Origin of the sequence: Blautia sp. An249 (genome assembly GCF_002159835.1) — a bacterium.
Lineage (GTDB): Bacteria > Bacillota > Clostridia > Lachnospirales > Lachnospiraceae > Blautia_A > Blautia_A avistercoris.
The window spans coordinates 1-19,505 of record NZ_NFJL01000025.1; the positions used below are offsets into that span (position 1 = coordinate 1).

At 45.8% G+C, this 19,505-nt stretch carries 24 protein-coding genes, 1 tRNA gene, 1 pseudogene and 1 riboswitch; of the genes and pseudogenes, 6 read left to right on the plus strand and 20 right to left on the minus strand.

Annotated features, from left to right (window positions below; translation table 11 throughout):
- Positions 1–197: 197 nt before the first annotated feature.
- Positions 198–282: riboswitch (ZMP/ZTP riboswitch) on the minus strand.
- Positions 283–500: 218 nt separating this feature from the next.
- Positions 501–959, plus strand: a complete 459-nt coding sequence (locus tag B5F53_RS17055; protein ID WP_087226023.1) for a DUF1700 domain-containing protein — start codon at positions 501–503, stop codon at positions 957–959.
- Here the strand turns inward: B5F53_RS17055 and B5F53_RS17060 are convergent.
- Positions 934–2,109, minus strand: a complete 1,176-nt coding sequence (locus B5F53_RS17060; RefSeq protein WP_087226026.1) for an alanyl-tRNA editing protein — start codon at positions 2,107–2,109, stop codon at positions 934–936. The genes B5F53_RS17055 and B5F53_RS17060 overlap by 26 nt on opposite strands.
- Positions 2,110–2,258: 149 nt before the next feature.
- On the opposite strand from B5F53_RS17060, the gene B5F53_RS17065 reads away from it, so the two are divergent.
- The 4 genes from B5F53_RS17065 to B5F53_RS17080 are packed head-to-tail and all read left to right on the plus strand — an operon-like array spanning position 2,259 to position 4,031.
- Entirely contained in the window at positions 2,259–2,825 is a 567-nt protein-coding gene (locus B5F53_RS17065) for an RNA polymerase sigma factor (protein ID WP_242970359.1), read from the plus strand.
- Positions 2,737–3,216: a hypothetical protein gene (locus tag B5F53_RS17070; protein WP_087226032.1), complete on the plus strand. Its 480-nt coding sequence runs from the start codon at positions 2,737–2,739 to the stop codon at positions 3,214–3,216. Before B5F53_RS17065 ends, B5F53_RS17070 begins: the two co-directional genes overlap by 89 nt.
- 1 nt (position 3,217) lies before the next feature.
- Positions 3,218–3,748 carry a hypothetical protein gene (locus B5F53_RS17075; protein WP_087226035.1) on the plus strand — a complete coding sequence of 177 codons (531 nt, stop codon included), beginning with the start codon at positions 3,218–3,220 and terminating at the stop codon, positions 3,746–3,748.
- A complete protein-coding gene (locus B5F53_RS17080) occupies positions 3,735–4,031 on the plus strand; it encodes a LiaI-LiaF-like domain-containing protein (protein WP_087226038.1) in 297 nt (98 codons plus the stop codon). Before B5F53_RS17075 ends, B5F53_RS17080 begins: the two co-directional genes overlap by 14 nt.
- 51 nt (positions 4,032–4,082) lie before the next feature.
- On the opposite strand, the gene B5F53_RS17085 is transcribed toward B5F53_RS17080, so the two are convergent.
- From B5F53_RS17085 to B5F53_RS21010, 13 genes and pseudogenes are all read right to left on the minus strand, one after another.
- Positions 4,083–4,403, minus strand: a complete 321-nt coding sequence (locus B5F53_RS17085) for a HEPN domain-containing protein (RefSeq protein ID WP_087226041.1) — start codon at positions 4,401–4,403, stop codon at positions 4,083–4,085.
- Positions 4,390–4,731 carry a nucleotidyltransferase domain-containing protein gene (locus tag B5F53_RS17090; RefSeq protein WP_087226044.1) on the minus strand — a complete coding sequence of 114 codons (342 nt, stop codon included), beginning with the start codon at positions 4,729–4,731 and terminating at the stop codon, positions 4,390–4,392. The genes B5F53_RS17085 and B5F53_RS17090 overlap by 14 nt, the downstream gene beginning before the upstream one ends.
- A 107-nt stretch (positions 4,732–4,838) precedes the next feature.
- Positions 4,839–5,255 carry an ATP synthase F1 subunit epsilon gene (gene atpC, locus B5F53_RS17095; protein WP_087226047.1) on the minus strand — a complete coding sequence of 139 codons (417 nt, stop codon included), beginning with the start codon at positions 5,253–5,255 and terminating at the stop codon, positions 4,839–4,841.
- A gap of 13 nt (positions 5,256–5,268) precedes the next feature.
- Positions 5,269–6,669, minus strand: coding sequence for a F0F1 ATP synthase subunit beta (gene atpD / locus B5F53_RS17100; RefSeq protein WP_087226050.1), 1,401 nt, complete (start codon positions 6,667–6,669; stop codon positions 5,269–5,271).
- Positions 6,670–6,674: 5 nt separating this feature from the next.
- Entirely contained in the window at positions 6,675–7,562 is an 888-nt protein-coding gene (atpG, locus tag B5F53_RS17105) for an ATP synthase F1 subunit gamma (protein WP_087226053.1), read from the minus strand.
- A gap of 1 nt (position 7,563) precedes the next feature.
- Positions 7,564–9,075: a F0F1 ATP synthase subunit alpha gene (atpA, locus tag B5F53_RS17110; RefSeq protein ID WP_087226056.1), complete on the minus strand. Its 1,512-nt coding sequence runs from the start codon at positions 9,073–9,075 to the stop codon at positions 7,564–7,566.
- A gap of 5 nt (positions 9,076–9,080) precedes the next feature.
- A complete protein-coding gene (gene atpH / locus B5F53_RS17115; RefSeq protein ID WP_087226059.1) occupies positions 9,081–9,584 on the minus strand; it encodes an ATP synthase F1 subunit delta in 504 nt (167 codons plus the stop codon).
- On the minus strand, positions 9,565–10,065 hold the full coding sequence (gene atpF / locus B5F53_RS17120) for a F0F1 ATP synthase subunit B (protein WP_087226062.1): 501 nt from the start codon (positions 10,063–10,065) through the stop codon (positions 9,565–9,567). Before atpF ends, atpH begins: the two co-directional genes overlap by 20 nt.
- A 19-nt stretch (positions 10,066–10,084) precedes the next feature.
- Positions 10,085–10,309, minus strand: a complete 225-nt coding sequence (gene atpE / locus B5F53_RS17125) for an ATP synthase F0 subunit C (RefSeq protein ID WP_087226065.1) — start codon at positions 10,307–10,309, stop codon at positions 10,085–10,087.
- 15 nt (positions 10,310–10,324) lie between these two features.
- Positions 10,325–10,987: a F0F1 ATP synthase subunit A gene (locus B5F53_RS17130; RefSeq protein ID WP_087226068.1), complete on the minus strand. Its 663-nt coding sequence runs from the start codon at positions 10,985–10,987 to the stop codon at positions 10,325–10,327.
- A 245-nt stretch (positions 10,988–11,232) separates the two neighbouring features.
- Complete coding sequence (locus B5F53_RS17135; protein ID WP_162610642.1) at positions 11,233–13,251, minus strand: protein kinase domain-containing protein; 2,019 nt, start codon at positions 13,249–13,251, stop codon at positions 11,233–11,235.
- A gap of 14 nt (positions 13,252–13,265) precedes the next feature.
- Positions 13,266–14,279, minus strand: coding sequence for a M14 family metallopeptidase (locus tag B5F53_RS21005; protein WP_442856302.1), 1,014 nt, complete (start codon positions 14,277–14,279; stop codon positions 13,266–13,268).
- A 390-nt stretch (positions 14,280–14,669) separates the two neighbouring features.
- Positions 14,670–15,299 (minus strand): annotated as a pseudogene (locus B5F53_RS21010) (PP2C family protein-serine/threonine phosphatase); the annotation flags it as partial.
- Positions 15,300–15,456: 157 nt separating this feature from the next.
- Here B5F53_RS21010 and B5F53_RS17145 point away from each other — a divergent pair.
- Positions 15,457–16,614 (plus strand): DUF4317 domain-containing protein, encoded by a 1,158-nt coding sequence (locus B5F53_RS17145; RefSeq protein ID WP_087226077.1) that lies wholly within the window; start codon positions 15,457–15,459, stop codon positions 16,612–16,614.
- 6 nt (positions 16,615–16,620) lie between these two features.
- On the opposite strand, the gene yaaA is transcribed toward B5F53_RS17145, so the two are convergent.
- The 6 genes from yaaA to trmB all read right to left on the minus strand — a co-directional run bounded on the left by yaaA (position 16,621) and on the right by trmB (position 19,487).
- The gene (yaaA, locus tag B5F53_RS17150) at positions 16,621–17,370 is read right to left on the minus strand and encodes a peroxide stress protein YaaA (RefSeq protein WP_087226080.1); all 750 of its coding nucleotides are present in this window, start codon (positions 17,368–17,370) and stop codon (positions 16,621–16,623) included.
- Positions 17,367–17,819, minus strand: a complete 453-nt coding sequence (locus B5F53_RS17155; protein ID WP_087226083.1) for a metallophosphoesterase family protein — start codon at positions 17,817–17,819, stop codon at positions 17,367–17,369. The genes yaaA and B5F53_RS17155 overlap by 4 nt, the downstream gene beginning before the upstream one ends.
- Positions 17,820–17,831: 12 nt before the next feature.
- Positions 17,832–18,278, minus strand: a complete 447-nt coding sequence (locus B5F53_RS17160; RefSeq protein WP_087226086.1) for a hypothetical protein — start codon at positions 18,276–18,278, stop codon at positions 17,832–17,834.
- A gap of 194 nt (positions 18,279–18,472) precedes the next feature.
- A tRNA-Lys gene (locus B5F53_RS17165) sits at positions 18,473–18,545 on the minus strand.
- A gap of 79 nt (positions 18,546–18,624) precedes the next feature.
- Positions 18,625–18,768: a hypothetical protein gene (locus B5F53_RS19995; protein ID WP_162610643.1), complete on the minus strand. Its 144-nt coding sequence runs from the start codon at positions 18,766–18,768 to the stop codon at positions 18,625–18,627.
- A gap of 62 nt (positions 18,769–18,830) precedes the next feature.
- A complete protein-coding gene (gene trmB, locus B5F53_RS17170) occupies positions 18,831–19,487 on the minus strand; it encodes a tRNA (guanosine(46)-N7)-methyltransferase TrmB (RefSeq protein WP_087226089.1) in 657 nt (218 codons plus the stop codon).
- Between the last annotated feature and the right edge of the window lie 18 nt (positions 19,488–19,505).

A 19,505-nucleotide genomic window follows, 5' to 3' on the forward strand; every position in this document is an offset into this window, starting at 1 on the left:
TCCAGATACTTGTCATCAATCCCCGCTTTTTCTGCAATCTTTGTGATTGGCTCCATTGTACATTCCTGTGCAATTTCAATGTCTGATTTGAATCCCATAATGAATAATCCCCTTTCTCTTGATTCCACCACCGTTATCTTTCCTGCAGTTTCTGTCTGACCAAAAAAGATAAAAAAAAACAGTACTTGATAACCCTCAAATACTGCCCAGACGGTCGGCGTTTCTAATATCTGATTCCACGTGGTTTCTCCACTTAATTATCCGTCAGTAATCAGATACCTTTTCAATTGATATTGACATCATAACATTCTTTTTCTATTATGTCAATATTTTGTCAATTATTTTTTGTAATTTTTATCCTATTTTTTCTTTCAAAACCAGACTCTTTTTATGAAATTTTAATTAATATTTTCTAAAGAAAACATATTTCTTTTTAACAATTTATGTTAAAATGGAAGAATCATAAAATCTAAAACTATTTGCAGGAGTACTACAGCTCAATGAATAAATTGGAATTTATTAAAATACTGGAAGAACAGTTATGTCTGGAAATGCCGAAAGAGCAGGCCACCGCCCATGTTCAGTACTATGAACGTTACATTAACGATCAGATTCAGGCAGGAAAAACCGAGGAGGACATTTTATCTATCCTGGGAGATCCCCGCCTGATTGCAAAGACTCTGGTGGATACCAATCCTCCCCAGGAGAATTACCAGTCTCAAAGTGAATCTTCCCGGGATTATTATTATGAAGAAACATACCAGGAGAATCCCCGGCGCCCTTACCGTCCCTCATTCTTTCACTGGCTGGATCTCAGCACCTGGTACGGAAAGGCGGCGGCGATTATCCTTGCAGCCTTGATTGTTATTTTACTGATTACCCTCTTAAGCGCATTGCTGCCGTTTCTTCTTTGTCTGATTTTGATCGGATTTGTTATTTCTTACTTCCGCAGACGGTAGGAGACAGTTTCCGGAAGAATTCTTCAATCTCTTCTTTGGATGCCTGTACAAATCCCTGGGCAAAGAAGGGTTTTCCTCCCCCTTTTCCCTGTAAGGCCTGGTTCATTTCTTTTATAAAGGTTCTCAAATCGCCGCCTTCTTCTCCCACAGCATACTTAAAGCTTCCATCTTTCTGCTCACTGAAGACGGCGCAGAGTCCCTGGCAGGTATGCATCACTGCGTCGGTCAGTTTCCGTACGGAATCGCTCTCCAGACCTTCTTCCCAAATCAGGGTGTTTCCTGCACCTTTCAGACTTTCTGCCTCATTTTGAAAAACTCTCTCTTCCAGTGAAATCACTTTCCCTTTGTTTTGGAAATTTTCTTCCCACAGCCGTTTTACTGCTGCCGCCGTTTTTGCAGGGTGGGCGGAAAGCAGCACAGAAATCTCTTTGTTTTGTGTATTGATCTCATTTAAATAGGAAAGAACTCTGTTTCCGCAAATCATTTCCACCCGGACTCCCTGCCGGAATTTCTGCACGCTCAGCAGCTTTACCATTCCCACTTCCCCTGTGTGGGTTACATGGAGTCCGCAGCAGGCACATAAATCCGTTTCCGGAATATTTACAATTCGGATTTCCCCTGTCAGTTCTTTTTTGCTTCGGTAGGGAAGAGTTCTTAATTCTTCCTCCGAAGGATACGTAATTTCTACGTTCCTATTCTCCCAGACTTTCTGATTTACCAGATTTTCCACTTCACCCAGTTGTTCCTCTGTGAGAATTCCATTAAAATCGATGGTAATCACATCGCTTCCCATATGAAATCCCACGTTGTCATATCCGTATTTTTCATGAACAATCCCGCTGACCATATGCTCTCCGGAGTGCTGCTGCATCAGATCGAAACGCCGCTCCCAGTTAATTTCTGCAGTTACCTCTTTTCCTTCCTCTAAAGGGCGATCCAGATAATGAACAATTTCTCCGTCCTTTTTATGGACTTCCAATACCTTCGCATCTCCTAAAGTGCCTGTATCGTAAGGCTGTCCGCCTCCTTCCGGATAAAAAACAGTCCTGTCCAGAACTGCGGCATATCTATCTTTTTCCTTATAACAGGTACGCACCATAGCTGTACATTCTCTCAGATAAACATTTTGGTAATAAAGCTGTTCTGTCATATTATTCGCTCTCCTTTACTCGTACTGCTTTTCATTATAGCATAAAATTTTTTTAAATCTGAAGACTTTTTCCTTCTGGTATCGTTATAATAAGTGAATGGATAAGAAAGGGGGCGGATAGTATTTCAGAACAACAATATCTGGAGTTTTTGATTGACCAGTATCAGAATTTAATTTATTCTGTCTGTTTAAAAGCTGTCGGCAACCCTTTCGACGCAGAGGACTTAACCCAGGAAACCTTTTTAGCCGCTTACAAAAACCTGGCAGATTTTGACGGTACCTATGAAAAAGCCTGGTTATGTAAAATTGCAGCACGTAAGTGTCTTGATTTCCTGAAGAATTCCGGACGGCGGACCATTCCCACCGAAGAAGAATACTTCGCCCGACTGCCGGATAGTCATAACTCTGCCGAAGATACCTATCTGCAAAGAGAATCCCAAAGCCAGACAGAAGCTCTTTGCCGAAAACTGAAAAGTCCTTACCGGGAAGTGGCCATCGAGCATTTTTGCCTGGAACTTTCCGCCAGGGAAATTGCCATAAAACATCAGAAAAACCTAAAAACCATTCAGACTCAGATTTACCGGGCGAAGGCCATGCTGAAAAAATTACTGGAAAGGAGTGACGCTTATGACCAGAGAACCGGAAAAGATTCTTCAGCTGCCAAAAGCAGGAGAAGAAACACAAGACTGCCGGGAAATTCTGGATTTCCTGAATAACTTATATGAAAACGACGGCTGCCTGCCCGATTTGGAACAGACGCTGGAAACTGACGGACACCTCTGCAAAGCCCCTGCTTATCTGAAAGAGCAGATTTTAGAGCGTTCCCAGTCACCGGAGGTTGTGTTTACCCAGACAGTTAAGAAAACCTCCAAAAGAACCCAGTTATTTTTCTACGGCCTGAAGACAGCCGCCGCTGTAGGAGTTGCTCTGCTCCTTCTTTCCACGGTGTCAAAGGTAAATACTTATCTTCCCCCGGAACAGCCTTCGCCTGTCAGAGAAAGCCCTTCTTTCTCTCAGCACCTTGGCGACCGGATAAGAGAAAAAAATGATAAAGCCGCAGGCTATTTATACCAGTTTTCAAATTTATTTATGAGAGGAGACGATTAACATGACAAAGCAAAAAAAAGGATTTCTTGTATTCCTGTGCTCCTTAATCCCCGGAGCAGGAGAATTATATATGGGATTTTTTCAGAAGGGACTCAGTATCATGATTCTGTTCTGGTCTATTTTCGCCCTTTGTTCCGCCACCGGTATGGGATGGAGTTTAATGTTTCTTCCCATCCTCTGGTTTTACAGTTTCTTTGATGTCCATAATTTAAAATCTTTAAGCGAGGAAGAATTTTACAGTATGCAGGACGCCCCCATACTTTACATGAATACTTTTATTACAGATAAAAGGAGCTTTCTTAAAAAGTACCGTTACGCGGTGGCCGTCTTTTTCATTATTTTCGGCATCTGCCTGCTGTGGCAGAGTTTCTCCGGTATTCTTCTGAATTTACTGCCGCCGGCCATTGCTGCCATCCTCAAACGAATTACTTACTATCTGCCTCAGGCCTTTTTCTCTGTTCTCTTAATCGGAGCAGGAATTTGTCTGATTCTGGGAAAAAGAAAGGAGCTGAACGAAGATGAAGACGCATAGGGTCGGTTCCTTTACTTTCGGCTGTGTCCTGCTGGCGACCGGTATTTTAATGCTTGTCCATATGGTGTACCCAGCCCTGAGTTATTACAATATTTTCCGCCTCTGGCCTGTGGTCTTTATTGTTCTGGGCACAGAAGTGTTCGTGGCCAACTTCCGCAGTTCCAAAACAGAATTCCGCTATGATATGCCGGCCATCTTTCTGATTCTTCTGGTCCTGGTTTTCGCCATGTGTCTGGCCTGCATCGCCTGTTCTGCGGAATATGGGCTGACTACTTTTCGCTGAGACGGACATATTCGGATATAAAATCAGCCGGGCTTTTTACAGCCCGGCTGATCAATCAGATCGATTTTCTTCAGCAATCAAATACTGTTCTGCAAGCTCCAGAATCTTTGAAGCCGTTTCCATCTGCTGTGCAGTTATCTCTCTGGAAGCGATATAGAAGGTATCATAATCACTTGCATGCCGAATCTCCTCCGCCTTCACAATCCTCTTTCCAAGTTCACGGGGAAAAATCCCCGGATACACATAATTCTTGTTAAAATAACTAAGAGTATCTTTATGTCTCTTAAAAGCCACTCCTTCTTTAGCCACTTCCAGTCGATGCCAGGCCACATCCATTTTTGTCCCTACGTCCAGAAAGTCAGGCTGCTTCATATAAAACCACCCCTTCTTTCTGTATATTGGTATAAAACGGATACGCTGCCACCCACTTTTTAAAATGCTGAAGGTTTTTTACAACCGGCATCATCCATATATCATAATTAACATTATATTCATACCCAAGCTCTGACAGTGCATCGGAATAGCCTTCCAGTTCTTCCGGCGATAAATCCACCAACACCATAATATCCACGTCAGAATCTGAGGTATAATCCCCTCTTGCATAGGAACCATATAAAATAACACATTTCAGATGTGTACCATAAATCTTTTGTATTTCTGATAAATACTGAGTAAGTAGTGTTTGAATTGTCTGCGGCATGCAATCGTGCCTCCTTCCTCCTATTGGACTAAGTATAATCCAAATCATAAGATTTCGCAACTAAACTGCATCTGTCAAACACATTATATCACATTTATTCTTACTCATCAGATGTTATGATTCCCTTTATTTCCGGCTCTCAGACGAGCCATTGCTCTGGCAAGAGCCATTTGATTAATATGATATTCCTGGATGCTCTGTTTCTGGCGCAGTTGTTCCTGTGCGCGCTCTTTTGCCTCCCGGGCCCGGTTTTTATCAATTTCATCGGGACGTTCCGCAGTCAGAACAAATACTTTCACACGGTTATTTACAATCTCCGCAAATCCATTGCTGATAATAACTTCTTCCCAGTTTCCATCTGCGTCTTTCTTTCTCATACTGCCCGGTACCAGCGCCACAAACATATCTTCATGGTGAGCCAGGATACCTCTTTCTCCGTCGGCAGAAGGAAGAATCAGCTCGGCAGCTCTTCCGGAAAAAAACAGCTTATTACTGGCGTAAACTTCCAGACCAAATGTATTCATAAGCGCTCACTCCTTATTGCCCGGCTTCGTTTTCTGCCTTTGCCTTTTCGATTACCTCGTCAATGGTTCCCACATTAAAGAAGGCATTTTCCGGATATTCATCCATTTCGCCGTTAATAATAGCCTTAAATCCCCGGATGGTTTCTTTCAGAGGCACATATTTCCCCTTTACGCCTGTAAAGGTTTCCGCCACATGGAACGGCTGAGATAAAAACTTCTGAATCTTTCTGGCGCGAAATACGGTATTTTTATCTTCTTCGGATAATTCTTCCATACCCAGAATCGCAATGATATCCTGAAGCTCTTTGTACTTCTGAAGAATTTCCTGAACCTTTCTTGCTGTTTCATAGTGTTCTTCCCCCACCACGTCTGCCTCCAGAATACGGGAGGTGGATTCCAGGGGATCCACTGCCGGATAAATTCCCTGTTCCACAATCTTTCGGGACAAAACGGTGGTGGCGTCCAGATGAGCAAAGGTGGTGGCAGGAGCCGGATCGGTCAGGTCGTCTGCCGGCACATAAACGGCCTGAACAGAAGTTACAGATCCCTCTTTGGTGGATGCGATTCTCTCCTGTAAAGCGCCCATCTCTGTTGCCAGTGTGGGCTGATAGCCTACAGCAGAGGGCATACGCCCTAAAAGTGCGGAAACTTCAGAACCTGCCTGGGTAAAACGGAAAATATTATCAATAAACAACAGCACATCCTGGTGCTCTTTATCACGGAAATATTCTGCCATGGTAAGCCCTGTCTCTGCCACACGCATACGGGATCCCGGCGGCTCGTTCATCTGACCGAATACCAGGGCTGTTTTAGAAAGGACTCCGGATTCTTTCATCTCCGTCCACAGGTCGTTTCCCTCACGGGAACGCTCTCCTACTCCTGTAAAAATAGAGTAGCCTCCGTGTTCTGTGGCAATGTTCTGAATCAGCTCCTGGATCAGAACGGTTTTGCCTACGCCGGCTCCTCCGAACAGACCGATTTTACCACCCTTGGCATAAGGCGCCAGTAAGTCGATGACTTTGATTCCCGTTTCCAGAATCTCCACCACCGGGCTCTGGTCTTCAAAAGAAGGGGGATTCCGGTGAATCACCCAGTGCTCTTCCTTCTCCAGGGATTCTCCCTTGTCAATGGTTTCACCCAGTACATTAAAGAGACGGCCCAGGGTTTTCTCTCCTACCGGAACCTGGATTCCTTTCCCTGTGGCTGTTACTTCCATATCCCGGTACAGTCCTTCACTGGCAGAAAGCATAATACAGCGTACTTCCTTATTTCCCACATGCTGGGCAACCTCCATCACGCATCTTCGGCCTTCGTTTTCCACCTCTAATGCCTCATTTATTTCAGGAAGCTGTCCTTCATCAAATTTTACGTCTACTACAGGTCCCATGACCTGGACAATTTTTCCCTTATTCATTCACATCACTTCCTTTTTTGCGCCTTGGCTCCGCTGATTACCTCTGTAATTTCCTGTGTAATCGCGGCCTGGCGCGCACGATTAAATTGTATGGACAGATCTTTTAACATAGCTTTTGCGCTGTCCGTAGAAGACTGCATTGCCATCATTCTGGAATTCTGCTCGCTGGCAAAAGCCTCCACCAGACATCCGTAAATCAGACCTGTCAGATAGTTCGGAATAATACTGTTTAAAACCACATCCGCAGAAGGTTCCATAACAATGTCCTCCCGGTGCACATCCAGGGGGATCTGAGAAGGAGAAAACCGGGCTTTCTGCAGGGGAAGGAGCTGAATCCGCTCCACTTCCACACTGACTGCGCTCTGCATCTGCGTATAGATAATATGCACTTCGTCCAGCTTTTTTCCTTTAAACTCTTCTATGATTTCTTCTGCAATCAGCCGCGCCCGGTGCATGGTGGGATGCTGAACGGTATACTGGAAAGAACCGTCCATCTCCACATTTCTTTTCTCAAAATAGTGTCTTCCCACAACACCCAGAACGTACAGCTTATGGATTCCTTCTTTCTCCAGCAGCTCCTCTGCTGCCTTTATCGCATTATGGTTATAAGCTCCGGCAAGTCCCTTATCTGCTGTAATCACAACGCATCCGATTTTCCGCTCTTTTGCAGGAATCTCTTCCCTTTTGTCAAAGTAGGGATGTTCAATATCCGGCACATGGCGCAGAATACGGGAAATTGCCCCCTGAATGTTATAAAAATAGGGTTCTGTATCCGCCAGGGCTTTCTTCGCGCGCTTCATCTTGGAAGAAGAAATCATATACATGGCATTGGTGATCTTCATTGTATCCTCAATGCTCTTCATACGTGTCTGTATTTCTTTTGCATTTGCCATACTAACACCTGCTCTTGTCTCTGAATTCTTCTGCAGCCTTTACGATCTTCGCCTCCAGCTCCTCTGAAAGCTCCCGTTTTTCTTCAATTTCCCGGCCGATTTCAGGATAGACATTATCTACATATTTCAAAAGTTCTCTCTGATATTCTTTTACCTTTTTCTTCTCCACATGCATCAGGGTTTTATGAGTAGCCGCACATAATGTAATAACCTGTTCGTGGAGAGAAAGGGGACTGCACAGGGGCTGTTTTAACAGCTCCATCAGCCCGCTGCCGTATTGAAGCTGTTCTTTGGTAGACGCATCCAGATCGGAAGAAAACTGGGTAAAGACTTCCATCTCCCGGTACTGTGCCAAATCAATACGAATACTTCCCGATGCCTTTTTCATGGCTTTGGTCTGCGCGGCGCCTCCCACACGGGATACGGAAAGACCTACATTAACAGCCGGCCGCATACCTGCAAAGAATAAATCGCTTTCCAGGAAAATCTGTCCGTCTGTAATGGAAATTACATTGGTGGGAATATAAGCGGAAACATCTCCCGCCTGAGTTTCAATAATAGGCAGTGCCGTAATGGAACCTCCCCCCGCCTCCTCGCTTAACCGGCTGGAGCGTTCCAGCAGTCTGGAATGAAGGTAAAAAACGTCTCCCGGATAGGCTTCACGGCCCGGAGATCGTTCCAGCAGCAGGGATAAGGCTCTGTAAGCCACAGCGTGCTTGGATAAATCGTCGTATACAATCAGCACATCTTTTCCCTTATACATAAAGTATTCTGCCAGAGCGGTTCCCGCATAGGGAACAATGTACTGTTCCGGCGCGCAGTCGCTGGCCGTCGCGCAAAATACCGTGGTGTAATCCATGGCTCCGTATTTCTGCAGAGTATTAACCAGTTTCGCCACAGTAGAAGCCTTCTGACCGATGGCTACATAGATACAGATCACATCTTTTCCCTTCTGGTTTAAGATGGTATCAATGGCGATAGATGTTTTCCCTGTCTGACGGTCGCCGATAATCAGCTCCCTCTGTCCTCTGCCGATAGGAAACATGGAATCAATGGAGAGGATCCCGGTTTCCAGGGGCACGCTGACCGACTTTCTGTCAATAATTCCCGGCGCAGGATTCTCCACCGGGCGGTAGTCCTCTGCCTGAATCTCCCCTTTTCCATCCAGAGGAGCACCCAGGGCATTTACAATTCTTCCGATATAACCTTCCCCTACGGGAATCCCCGCACTCTTTCCGGTACGGGCCACCTTGGTACCCTCATGAATACCATCCTCTTTTCCGAATAAAATGCAGCCGATGGTATTGCTCCGAATGTCCTGAACCATTCCTTTCAGGCCATTTTCAAAGGTTATAATCTCACCGTATCTGGCATGGTCGATCCCATAGATCGTTGCGATTCCATCTCCTATGGTCAGCACCCTGCCCACTTCTTTATCTTTACTTATCTCGTCATAATTAAGAATCTCTTCTTTCAGAATCGAAATAATTTCTTCTGAATTGATTGCACTCAACTTGTTCACCTCCGGATTAATTTCTGTTCCAATTGTCTGAAGCGTCCTGCCAGACTCCAGTCATACTCCTGATTTCCTGCCTGGAGAAGAAATCCTCCGATTAAATCCTTTTTCTGTTTCAGTTCAAAAGCCACTTCCCTGCAGTGAAACTTCTTCTGCAGGAAGGAGCGGATTTTCTCTGTCTGTTCTTCCCGGGGCAGAGTCACATACCAGAGCGTAGCCTTTAATATCTGGTTTTGTCTGCGTTTATATTCCCGATACGCTTCAAAGATTTCTTCCATCCTGTCTGCCTTCTGATATTTGCAGAGCACTTTCAGATAATTTCTCATTTCTGCGGGGAATATCCGATCGATGATCTTTTCTTTTGCAGAAAGGGCAATTACCGGACTGGACAGGGCAGCCCCCACCTGGGGAACTTGTTGAACGATCTGTTCTGTCTTTTCAATGGATTCCTCCGGTACCGACAGTTCATACAGTACCTCTGCGTAATTAATTGCTGTCTGTGTCATGGGAATCACCTGCTTTTTCTATAAACTGGTCATATAGGGACAAATCATTTTCCTCGCTGGTCTTCTGACCGATGATTTTATAAGCTGCGTCCATGGCAAGCTGAGCCACCTGACTTTCCATCTGCTGCATGGCAAGCTGCTTTTGGTTTTCCACTGCCTCTTCCCCTCGGGCAATCAGCTGTCCCGCCTCTTTTTGTGCATCTGCCAGAATCTGATCTGCCTGTCTTTTCGCTTCCAGTTTTGCCTGTTCTACGATTTGACCGGATTTTTCTTTGGCAGAGCTTAACGCGATTTCATATTGTTCTTTCAATTCATTTGCTTTCTTTTCTGTATCTTCTGCATGCTTCAGTCCGCCTTCAATCATGGCTTTTCTCTTTTCCATAACATTCATCACAGGACCAAACAGAAATTTTCTCAGCAGCAGATAAAGAACAAGCAGGTTAATAATCTCAAAGACAAGGTTAATATTAATCTGAACCAACTGGTCCACCTACCTTTCTTTATCCCAGCATAATAATAATTAAAAGTCCGATTACGAAGCCGTAAATAGCGGTTGCTTCCGCAAGGGCCGCACCGAGCAGCAGGGCTTTGCTGATTTTTCCTTCTGCTTCCGGCTGTCTGGCAATCGCTTCTGTTGCCTTACCTGTGGCAATTCCAATACCTACGCCTGCTCCGATACCTGTTAAAACTGCAATAGCTGCTCCAATAGCGATTAATGTTCCCATTCTTTTTTCCTCCTGTTATTCCATTTTTTCTTTCATAAATAATGCGGTTAAAAAAACAAATACATACGCCTGGATAAACCCGTCAAAGATGTCGAAATAGATACTAAAGGGAATGGGGAGCAAGATTGGCATAACAATCTTTAACAGCTCCATTACTACAAAGGATCCCAGTACATTTCCAAATAGCCGCATAGACAGCGACAAGGGTCTGATAAAGAGTTCCAGTACGTTAATCGGCGCCACAATGGCGATTGGTTCTGCAAAACTTTTGAGCCATTTCTTTGAACCTTTTGCATGAATACCGGAATATTCAATCAGCACGATGCTCATCACCGCAAGCGCCACGGTTACATTCAGGTCCTTGGTTGGTGATTTGAAGCCGCACAAACCGATAATATTCGCAATTCCTATATAGAGAACAACCGTCATCAGATACGTAATGTATCGTTTTCCCTTTTCTCCCAGAATACCGTAGAAAAAGTCATACAGGAAACTGATCCCCGTTTCCAGCAGAAGCTGCTTTCTTCCTACGTTTTCCACCTTCAGATTCCTTACCAGAATTACAGACAGCAAAACCAGAACCGCCATAATAATCCAGGTAACGACGATGGACTCTGCTACAGGAATTCCTCCAAACACAGGTATGGTAAAAACCGTTTTGCAGTTAAGTTCTTCCATCAATGTGCTTGATAAATTACCCGTATAATCCCCTCCTTTTCTTTTCCTTTTAATTGCTCTTTATTTTACTCTTTGCGCCCGCAAAGTCAATATTCAATTACACAATATTTCACAATTTTTCAATCCTTTTTTTGTTTATTTTATCTTTTTTCATTCAAAAAAAGGAAAGGGCGTCGAATTTTTCTCCGACGTACCCTGTCATATTACACAAAACTCAGGTATGCTTTTTGTCTAATTTACCGCTTTCAAAATGTTGTCAAATAACTCTTTAAGGCGTATCCTTCGGCTCCCATATAAGATACTTTTGCAAAATCCCCGTAACCGGAGTCTATACATGCCACTGTGGATCCAAGAGGGATCTGTGTTAATTCTCCCGCCTGGGTACTGGGACTTTGTCTCAGGGTAATACTTTCCTGACAGTTTACCACTTTCATCACCGTATAGGGCACCTGTGTCTGGCCCACCGGAAGCAGATAGGACGCCAGGGCGTAGCCCGTCTGACCGCCGTAAGTAATTTCATAAAAACTTCCCGAGTAATTTCCCGTATAGGAAACGGAAGCTCCCAGCGGAACCTGGGTAATCTCCGCCCCGTCAACATTCGGGGCGCTCCTCATGGTAATAGAAGTACTGCAGCCTACTACCTGCAGCAGATTACTGCCGGCCGTATTCTGCTGAGCCGGCGCCGCCTGACTGGCTGAGCCGGGAGTGGCAGAAAGATAGGACGCCAGGGCATAACCTGTCTGACCGTTATAAATAATCTTGTAAAACCCGTTCTGCGCCGGTTCCACATAACTGACTGCTGAATTTAAGGGAATCTTAGTAATTTCTGCGGCCGCCGTATCCGGACTTCTCCTCAGAGTAATATATTCCTGGCAGTTCACTACATAATACGTAGTATACACAGGTTCTGCTGCCTGGGCCTGCGGCTGGGGCTGCTGTTCTGGCTGAACCGTGGGAGCGGGGGCTGCTGTGGGCGCTTCTTCCTGAGCGGGCTCCTCAGAAACCACTGGCTCCTGTGTCGGCTCCTGGGCTGCCTCCGGACTGGGGGCTGCTGTCACTTCCTCCTCCTGGGCTGCCTTCGCCTCCTGTTTCAGGACTTCGTTCTCGGCCGGCTTATCCCGAAGAAGGAAGTATCCTCCAAGAGCTGCTGCCAGCACAAGGGCTGCCGCCCCCATCAGAATCCCGGCCAGATAAGCTTTGCTTTTTCCTGGTTTCTGCATTCCATTTATATTCTTCCGCTCCGGATCAAAATCGGAAATGCCGGACTGCCGTTCAAAGGATTTCTCTGCAGGGGGAACCGCTCTTACCGTCTCTTCCTCCCATGGCTGAGAAGACACAACTCCCTCCTCCAGGATTCTGGTCAAATCCCTTTTCATGGATTTGGCGGAATCGTAACGATTCTGAGGCTCATACTGACAGGCCCGCAGAATCACCTGGCAGGTACTCTGGGAAGCCGCGCAGGGCTTTGGCAGAGGCGTTCCGGCCATCCGTTTCTGAAAGGCATCTTCCCTGTCGGTCACTGTGGAAACTTCCTGCCGGATGTCCATAAAAGGATATTTATTCCGGTTTAACAGCCGGTACAGCATAATTCCCAGGGAATAGGTATCAATGTTGCTTCCGTAGGGCCTTCCCCGGTAAACTTCCGGGGCCATATAGTAGTAAGTTCCTTTTACAGACAGATTGGTACCCGTATTCTCCAGGGTTCTGGCAATGCCGAAATCTCCCAGTTTAAAGCTGCCTGCAGGTGTTACGAAAATGTTATCCGGCTTAATGTCCCGGTGGATAATATGATATTCTTCGCAATATTCCAGGGCAGAACAGATGTCGGTTCCAATCCGGAGCACCTCCTTCTCCGTAAGGGCTCTTCCTGCCAGATATTCATTCAGGCTCTTTAAAAGTTCCATACGGATATAAATATCCCATCCGATTCCTTTTTCATGGGGAACCAGCTTAAATTCTTCCACACTCACAATGTGAGGATGACCTTTCAGCTTTCCAAGAAGGGCAATTTCATCCATACATTTGTTTACAATATCAGAAAAATACGTTCTGACAGACGCCTCTGTCATCCCCTCGCCCAGAAGGGACTGCACTTCCGTCTGGCTCTTGGGAATGGTAATCTTCTTTATGGCGGAATAAAACTCCCCCTTCATTCCATTTCGTCGGGCTTTAAACACCTTTCCGTAAGCGCCTTCTCCCAGAAACTCTGTCAGTGTCCACTCTTCCCATCCTGAATATTCAGGAATCCTCTCTTCCCTTTGCATCTCTTGCCTCCCTCTTATCTGTATAAAACCGCCAGAGCCGGAAACAGATTTTTGTTTCTTGTCCATAAGGTTTCCCATTCTTCTATTCCCAGAGGACATGCCCCTGTTCCGTTTTCAATGGTAATAGCCGGAATATTCAGCTTTAATACGAAATAGTCGCTGCACCCGGCAGAATCTGTTCCGTCGTCGATGGTAGAATGCAGCGGGTATTCTGTAACCTCCTGCACTTTTTGTGCCAAAGCCTGATCCTGCGCAAGCACCTGGCCCTGGCTTCCATAGTTCCAGTAAATCAGATTTCCCGAAGAGTGATAAGCCACGCAGCAGACAAGGGGATTCTCCTGCTGCACCTGCAAAATGGCCTGTGTCTCCGGTTCACTGGCCGGGGCCTCCCCTTTATAACAATCCGAGGAAGGATAGGAAGTTCCCTGATATTCCTGCCATCCCACATCGAAATTCCGGTTTAAGTCCACGCCTCTTGCGTTTGCCTTCCAGTTTCTCCAATACTCTTCTTCCGGCAGAGTTGTTTTCTGATTCTGCAGATCTGCCTGGTAGATTCCTTCTGCTGCTGCCCGAAGCTGCGGATCCCGGATACCGGCCGGCCCCTTCTGGCTGATGGTCACTCCGTCAGGATTCACCATGGGAATCACATGGATACATATATCCTCATACAGATTCTCCATGGGAATATTCTCATAGGCCCCGCTTTCAAAGCCAGTCAGATATTCTTCTATCTGCTTCATAGCAACCAGAGTATTCATGTATTCTCTGGCATGAATGGACGCCTGTATTAAAATATGTCTGGAAGCCTGGGGATCTCCCAGGACAGCCTCCCAGATGTCCCTCTGATCCGCTGTCTTTCCCAGAGAATTCAGGCTCATGTAATCCGGATACTGTTCTTCCAGCAGTTTCAGATCCTCTTCCATTTCATCATAGGTATATTCTGCCTCTGCTGTTTCTACAACCGGTTCCTGCTGCTGATTTTTGGGCTTGGTAACCAACCCCACCGTATTTTCCTCCTGCTCCTGCATCTGAATGCTGTTCTCCTGTAACTGTGTGTTATTCTCCTGTTCCTGCAATTGAACATTTTTTCCCTCTCTGTCTTTGTCAGGCGCTTTTGAGGGTTCGGCTTCCTGACGTGTTTCTTCCCCTGATGTCTCTTCTGCCGTACCGCCAAACTGAAACCAGGCCAGAACGCCTAATGCGACAATTCCAAGAAGCAGCGCCGCTCCAATGATTCCCCATTTCTTCTTCCTGTTTATACGGGGAGCCGGCTCTGTTCCCCCGGTTTGCTCCAGTTCGCATAAAAGGATCGTAATATTATCCCGTCCTCCCTGATTCAGGGCCATCTCCAGCAGAATTTCCACACATTCCTTTACAGACTTTCCGTTTTTCAGAACCTGTCCGATTTCCTGATCGCTTACCAGATCCGTAAGTCCGTCGGAGCAAATCAGATATTTGTCTTTATGGTGATAGCTTCCCCTGGCAATATGAGGGGATACCTGCAGTTCTGACTCCGGAATTCCCACATAATGGGTCAGGGGGCCCTTTTTATCCCCCGGGAAACGCTTCAGCGAATGCTCTTTGGAAATTTGTTTTAACGTGTCGTCATAAAAATGATAAATTCGGGTATCGCCCAGATTTCCAATATAAATCTGTTCTTTTCCAAACATAATCACAGACGCCGTAGAGCCCATACTTCTTATCTTATGATCCAGAGAATACTGATAAACCTCCCGGTTCATCTCCCGGCAGGCCCGTCTGATAAAGCCTTCCATATCGCTGCTGCCGTTTCCAATCTCCTTCTGGTAACATTTCTGAAAGGCATTGGCCGCCAGATAGGAGGCGATTTCCCCGCAGCTTTCTCCTCCCATACCGTCAAATACAGCAAAGCCCGGCATAGTCTCCTGCAGCGCCTCTCCGGTCAGAGTTTTATCCAGCCCCTGATGTTCCTGATCCAGATAAAGCCCCTGACACCAGAAATTATCCTCATTATTGGTACGTACCTTTCCTCTGTCGCAGACACATGCGTATCGGATTTTATAATTCATATCTTCTCCTATTATCCTGTTTCTGTTGTAAAGTCTTTCTGTGTCTATAGTATCACACACCTGGATTTAAACGCAACGCCTAAAACCTTCTTGTCCCCGGTTTCAAATTCCGATATAATAGCAGGGAAACAACCTGACGTAACAATCGGAGGATATTATGAATAAAAAAGAAGTTACAGAAATAAAAAAACAATTCACACCGGAAAACTGTTCCATTACCAGAATCTGCGGCTGCTATGTAGATGCAGAAAAAGAGAAGAAATTAACTCTGAAAGAGGCTTTTTTGTCTCTTCCGGAGGAAGAAGCTTTTAAATATTTTGAAATCTTCAAAAAAACCCTTTCCGGAACCCTGGGGAAGAACCTTCTGAATCTGGAATTCCCTCTGGAATCAGAATTTAACGGCAAATCCCAGGAATTTCTCCTCTCTCTCAGAGACAGCCGCCTGCAGGATGACGCTCTTCTGGAAGAGTTTTACGATAAAATCATTGAAAGTTATTATTACGGAGAAAATTATTTTATTATTCTCATCCATGCCGCCTATGACGTGCCGGGCAAGGCAAAAGACGGTCAGGAAATGTTTGACGCTTCCGATGAAGTTTATGAATACCTGCTGTGCAGTATCTGCCCGGTGAAGCTCTCCAAAGCCGGACTCTGCTATAACGCTGAGCGAAACAGCATCGAAGACCGTGCCAGAGACTGGCTGGTGGAACTTCCGGCAAAAGGCTTTCTCTTCCCTGCTTTTAACGACAGAAGCAGCGACATCCACCACGTTCTCTATTATTCTAAAAATGCAGAGGAACTGCAGACAGAATTTGTTGAAGATTTTCTGGGCTGTTCCGTTTCCATGACAGCCAAAGAACAAAAGGAAACCTTCAATTCGATCATTGAGGAAACTTTGCAGGAAGACTGCGATTACGAAGTGGTTAAGACGATTCACGAAAAGTTAAATGAATATGCAGAAACTCAGAAAGACAGTCCTGAACCTCCTGCCCTGGAAAAAGAAGAAGTGAAACGACTTCTGCAAAGCAGCGGCGTTCAGCAGGAAAAACTGGAAACCTTTGACTCCTGTTTTGAATCTTCTGCTGACCATAAAGCTGCATTTCTGGCTTCCAATATTGTCAGCGCCAGAAAATTTGAAATTAAGACGCCGGATGTTACGATACAGGTTCATCCGGATCGGACCGACCTGGTGGAAACCCGTATCATTGACGGCCGTCAGTGTCTGGTTATTACTGTAAACGACCATATAGAAGTGAATGGCATCCAGGTGCGTACCATATCCCGGGATACCTTCTCCGAAGGTAACGATGAATAAAACCTGTCACCTGCCTGCTTTTATAAATACATACTGACTGTCTGAGGAAAGAGATTTTTCAAAGGAATACCCCAGCCGGCAGAATTCTTTGATTTCCTCCGGATTCTGAACTTTCTTCCGGGCCAGATAGCGTACCATTTCGCCTCTGGCCATTTTCGCCTGGGTTCCCTTCTGGATAACCCTTCCTTCTTTCCACTCCCCGAAAATACAGGTAATACATTCTGTCGCCGCTGTCCGGTACTTCTCCAGACAGCGGTAATATTCCTTCGAGGCCAGATTGATAATCAGAGAGTCCTCCCTGGTGACTTCCCGGTAAATCTCATCCTTCCAGAATTCATAAAGGTTTTCCGAGGCTTTCGGCGCGCCCTTTGCCTGCATCTCCAGACGGTAGGGAACGACCCCGTCCATGGCTCTTAATGCCCCGTAAAAACCAGACAAAATAAACAGATTTTCTGAAAGATAGGAAAGCGCTCCTTCTTCCAGAACTGCCGGGGCCAGATACTGATACTGAATCCCTTCGTAGGCTAACAGCGCGGGGGTGAGATTCCTGCGAAGATCCATGGTCTGAATTCGTTCATAATTCAGGCGGGCAATGGAATCGCTGCAATTCCAGAGCTTTTTTAATTCCTCATAGGACAGTTCCTTCATCCACTGCAGCAGGCGCTCTGTCTTCTCCAGAAAAACCGGAAGTCCCTGACATTCCAGAGTGTCTGTGTCCTGTTTCATCTTTTTTGCAGGAGAAATTATAATTTTCATTCTATCTCCACTTTCTCTATCTGATAATTTCCATCCGTTACTGTAAGCACGGCCATGGTTACCGGAAGCTGAAATCTCCTGGGGCCGCAGCTTCCCGGATTCAGATACAGTTTCCCCTCTTTTCTTTCTTCCTCATATTTATGGGAATGACCGTAAACCACAATTTCTTTCCCCGGCAGGTAGTCCGGCAGATGGATTTTCTTATGCACCACATAAAACTCCAGGCCGAAAAGACGAAACTCCTGCACCATTTTCAGATGAGCCGCCCATTCTCTGTCATTGTTTCCCCTGACGGCATAAATGGGGCCGCAAAGGGAAAGGGTATCCAGAATCTCCTGCTTTCCTATGTCGCCGGCATGAATAACGGCGTCACAGTTTTTTACAATGTCCATTACCTGCGGACGCAAAAGTCCGTGGGTATCTGATAAAACAGCAATTCTCTTATTCATTTTCTTCTCCTGTTAAGACAAGGTATCCTCTGCCGCTTTCTCGCAGGCGGCCATCTCTTTTGTATTGCCTCTTCTTAATACCTGCATTTTCGTAACCCCCGGATACTGCGCCGGAATGGACATGGTCATGGCTCCATCCCCGGTAATCTTAACCACGTCTCCGTGTTCCAGAATACCGTCCGCCTCCCGTTTGTTGTTTTTATTATAGATTCCTTCTTCCGGAACCTCTGCTGTAAACACGGTCTGGTTTTCCATATCCACAAAGACTGCGTCCGGTACCAGCATTCCTGTTTCAATATACATAGCTGTCACCGCCTGTTCTTCCTGTCTGGCCTCTTCCTGTCTCATCTGCTCTGCCTGATCGGCAACCGTGCTCCAGAATCCGCCTCCAATGGCTGCCATTACGCCAATCAGGATAATCCAGCCGATAATCATCTTTTTATCTGTTTTTTCCTTCAACTGCCTATTCTCCTGTTCTTTTGTCTCTTCGGACGATTTCTCTGCCCTAAGGGTTCCTTCCCTTCCTGAAGTGTTTTGTTCCATTGTATCCTATGTCTGGTTATTCTGCAACGCCAAAGAAAGCAGTCTCCTTTATATACACAAAAAAACACCGTCCCCACGGCTCAAAACGTCCGCAAAAACAGTGCTTTTTATGCGCCTTCAGGGGTTCGAACCCTGGACACCCTGATTAAGAGTCAGGTGCTCTGCCAGCTGAGCTAAAGGCGCTCATTTGTTTAACGCAAGAGATATTATAATCGTTATTCCCTGCAAATGTCAATACTTTTTTATATTTTTTTTATAATTTCTATTTTTTCTTTTCCATTTCACCAAAAATCCGATTCATCTCATCTACAGATTTTTTGATTTTTCTCATACGGGCATCCAGTTTTTTGTGATCATAGCCCAGTTTTGTAAATGCTGCGTCCAATTTTTTCCTTTTACGAGACATTCCGGAACTCTCCTGTCTTTCTTTGTAACTATTCTATGCAGGATTTGTTCCGGATGCTGTCTCTACTTTTTCCTGGCTGTTAATTTGTAAATCGGGTTCCCCATCTGAGAGAACTTTTCCTCGTACTCTGTCATAACGTTTCCTGCCATCATGGATGCTTCCCTGTGCAGATCGTAAGTCTTTTCCAGCAGCTCCCAGCCGGCTCTTTCTATTTCTTCCAGAGAAAATTCAAACAACTGCCGGTTATCCGTCTTAAACTCCACACAGCCCCCGGGGGATAAAATCTTCTCATACCGCTTCAGGAATTCACAGGAAGTCAGACGCCTTTTGGCGTGACGGGCCTTAGGCCAGGGATCCGAAAAATTCAGATAAACTCTGTCCACCTCTCCCCGGTCAAAGATTTCCGGAAGGTTTCTGGCATCCACACACAGAAAAAGCAGATTGGAAAGTCTCTCCTTCTCTTCCTCCCGGCTTTCCCGCTTCTGTATGGCCCGAAGCAGAACACTGTCGTACATCTCAATCCCCACATAGTTTCTGTCCGGGTGAAGAGCCGCCATATCCATGAGGAAACGTCCCTTCCCCATTCCCACTTCTATATGAAGAGGCTGTCTCTTCGGAAAGACCGCCGCCCAGAGCCCTTTTCTGGCCTCCGGGTTCTGCACCACATATTCGCTGGTGCGGATAATCTCTTTCGCCCCTGGTATATTTCTCAACCGCATATCCACGTCCTCCTTTTC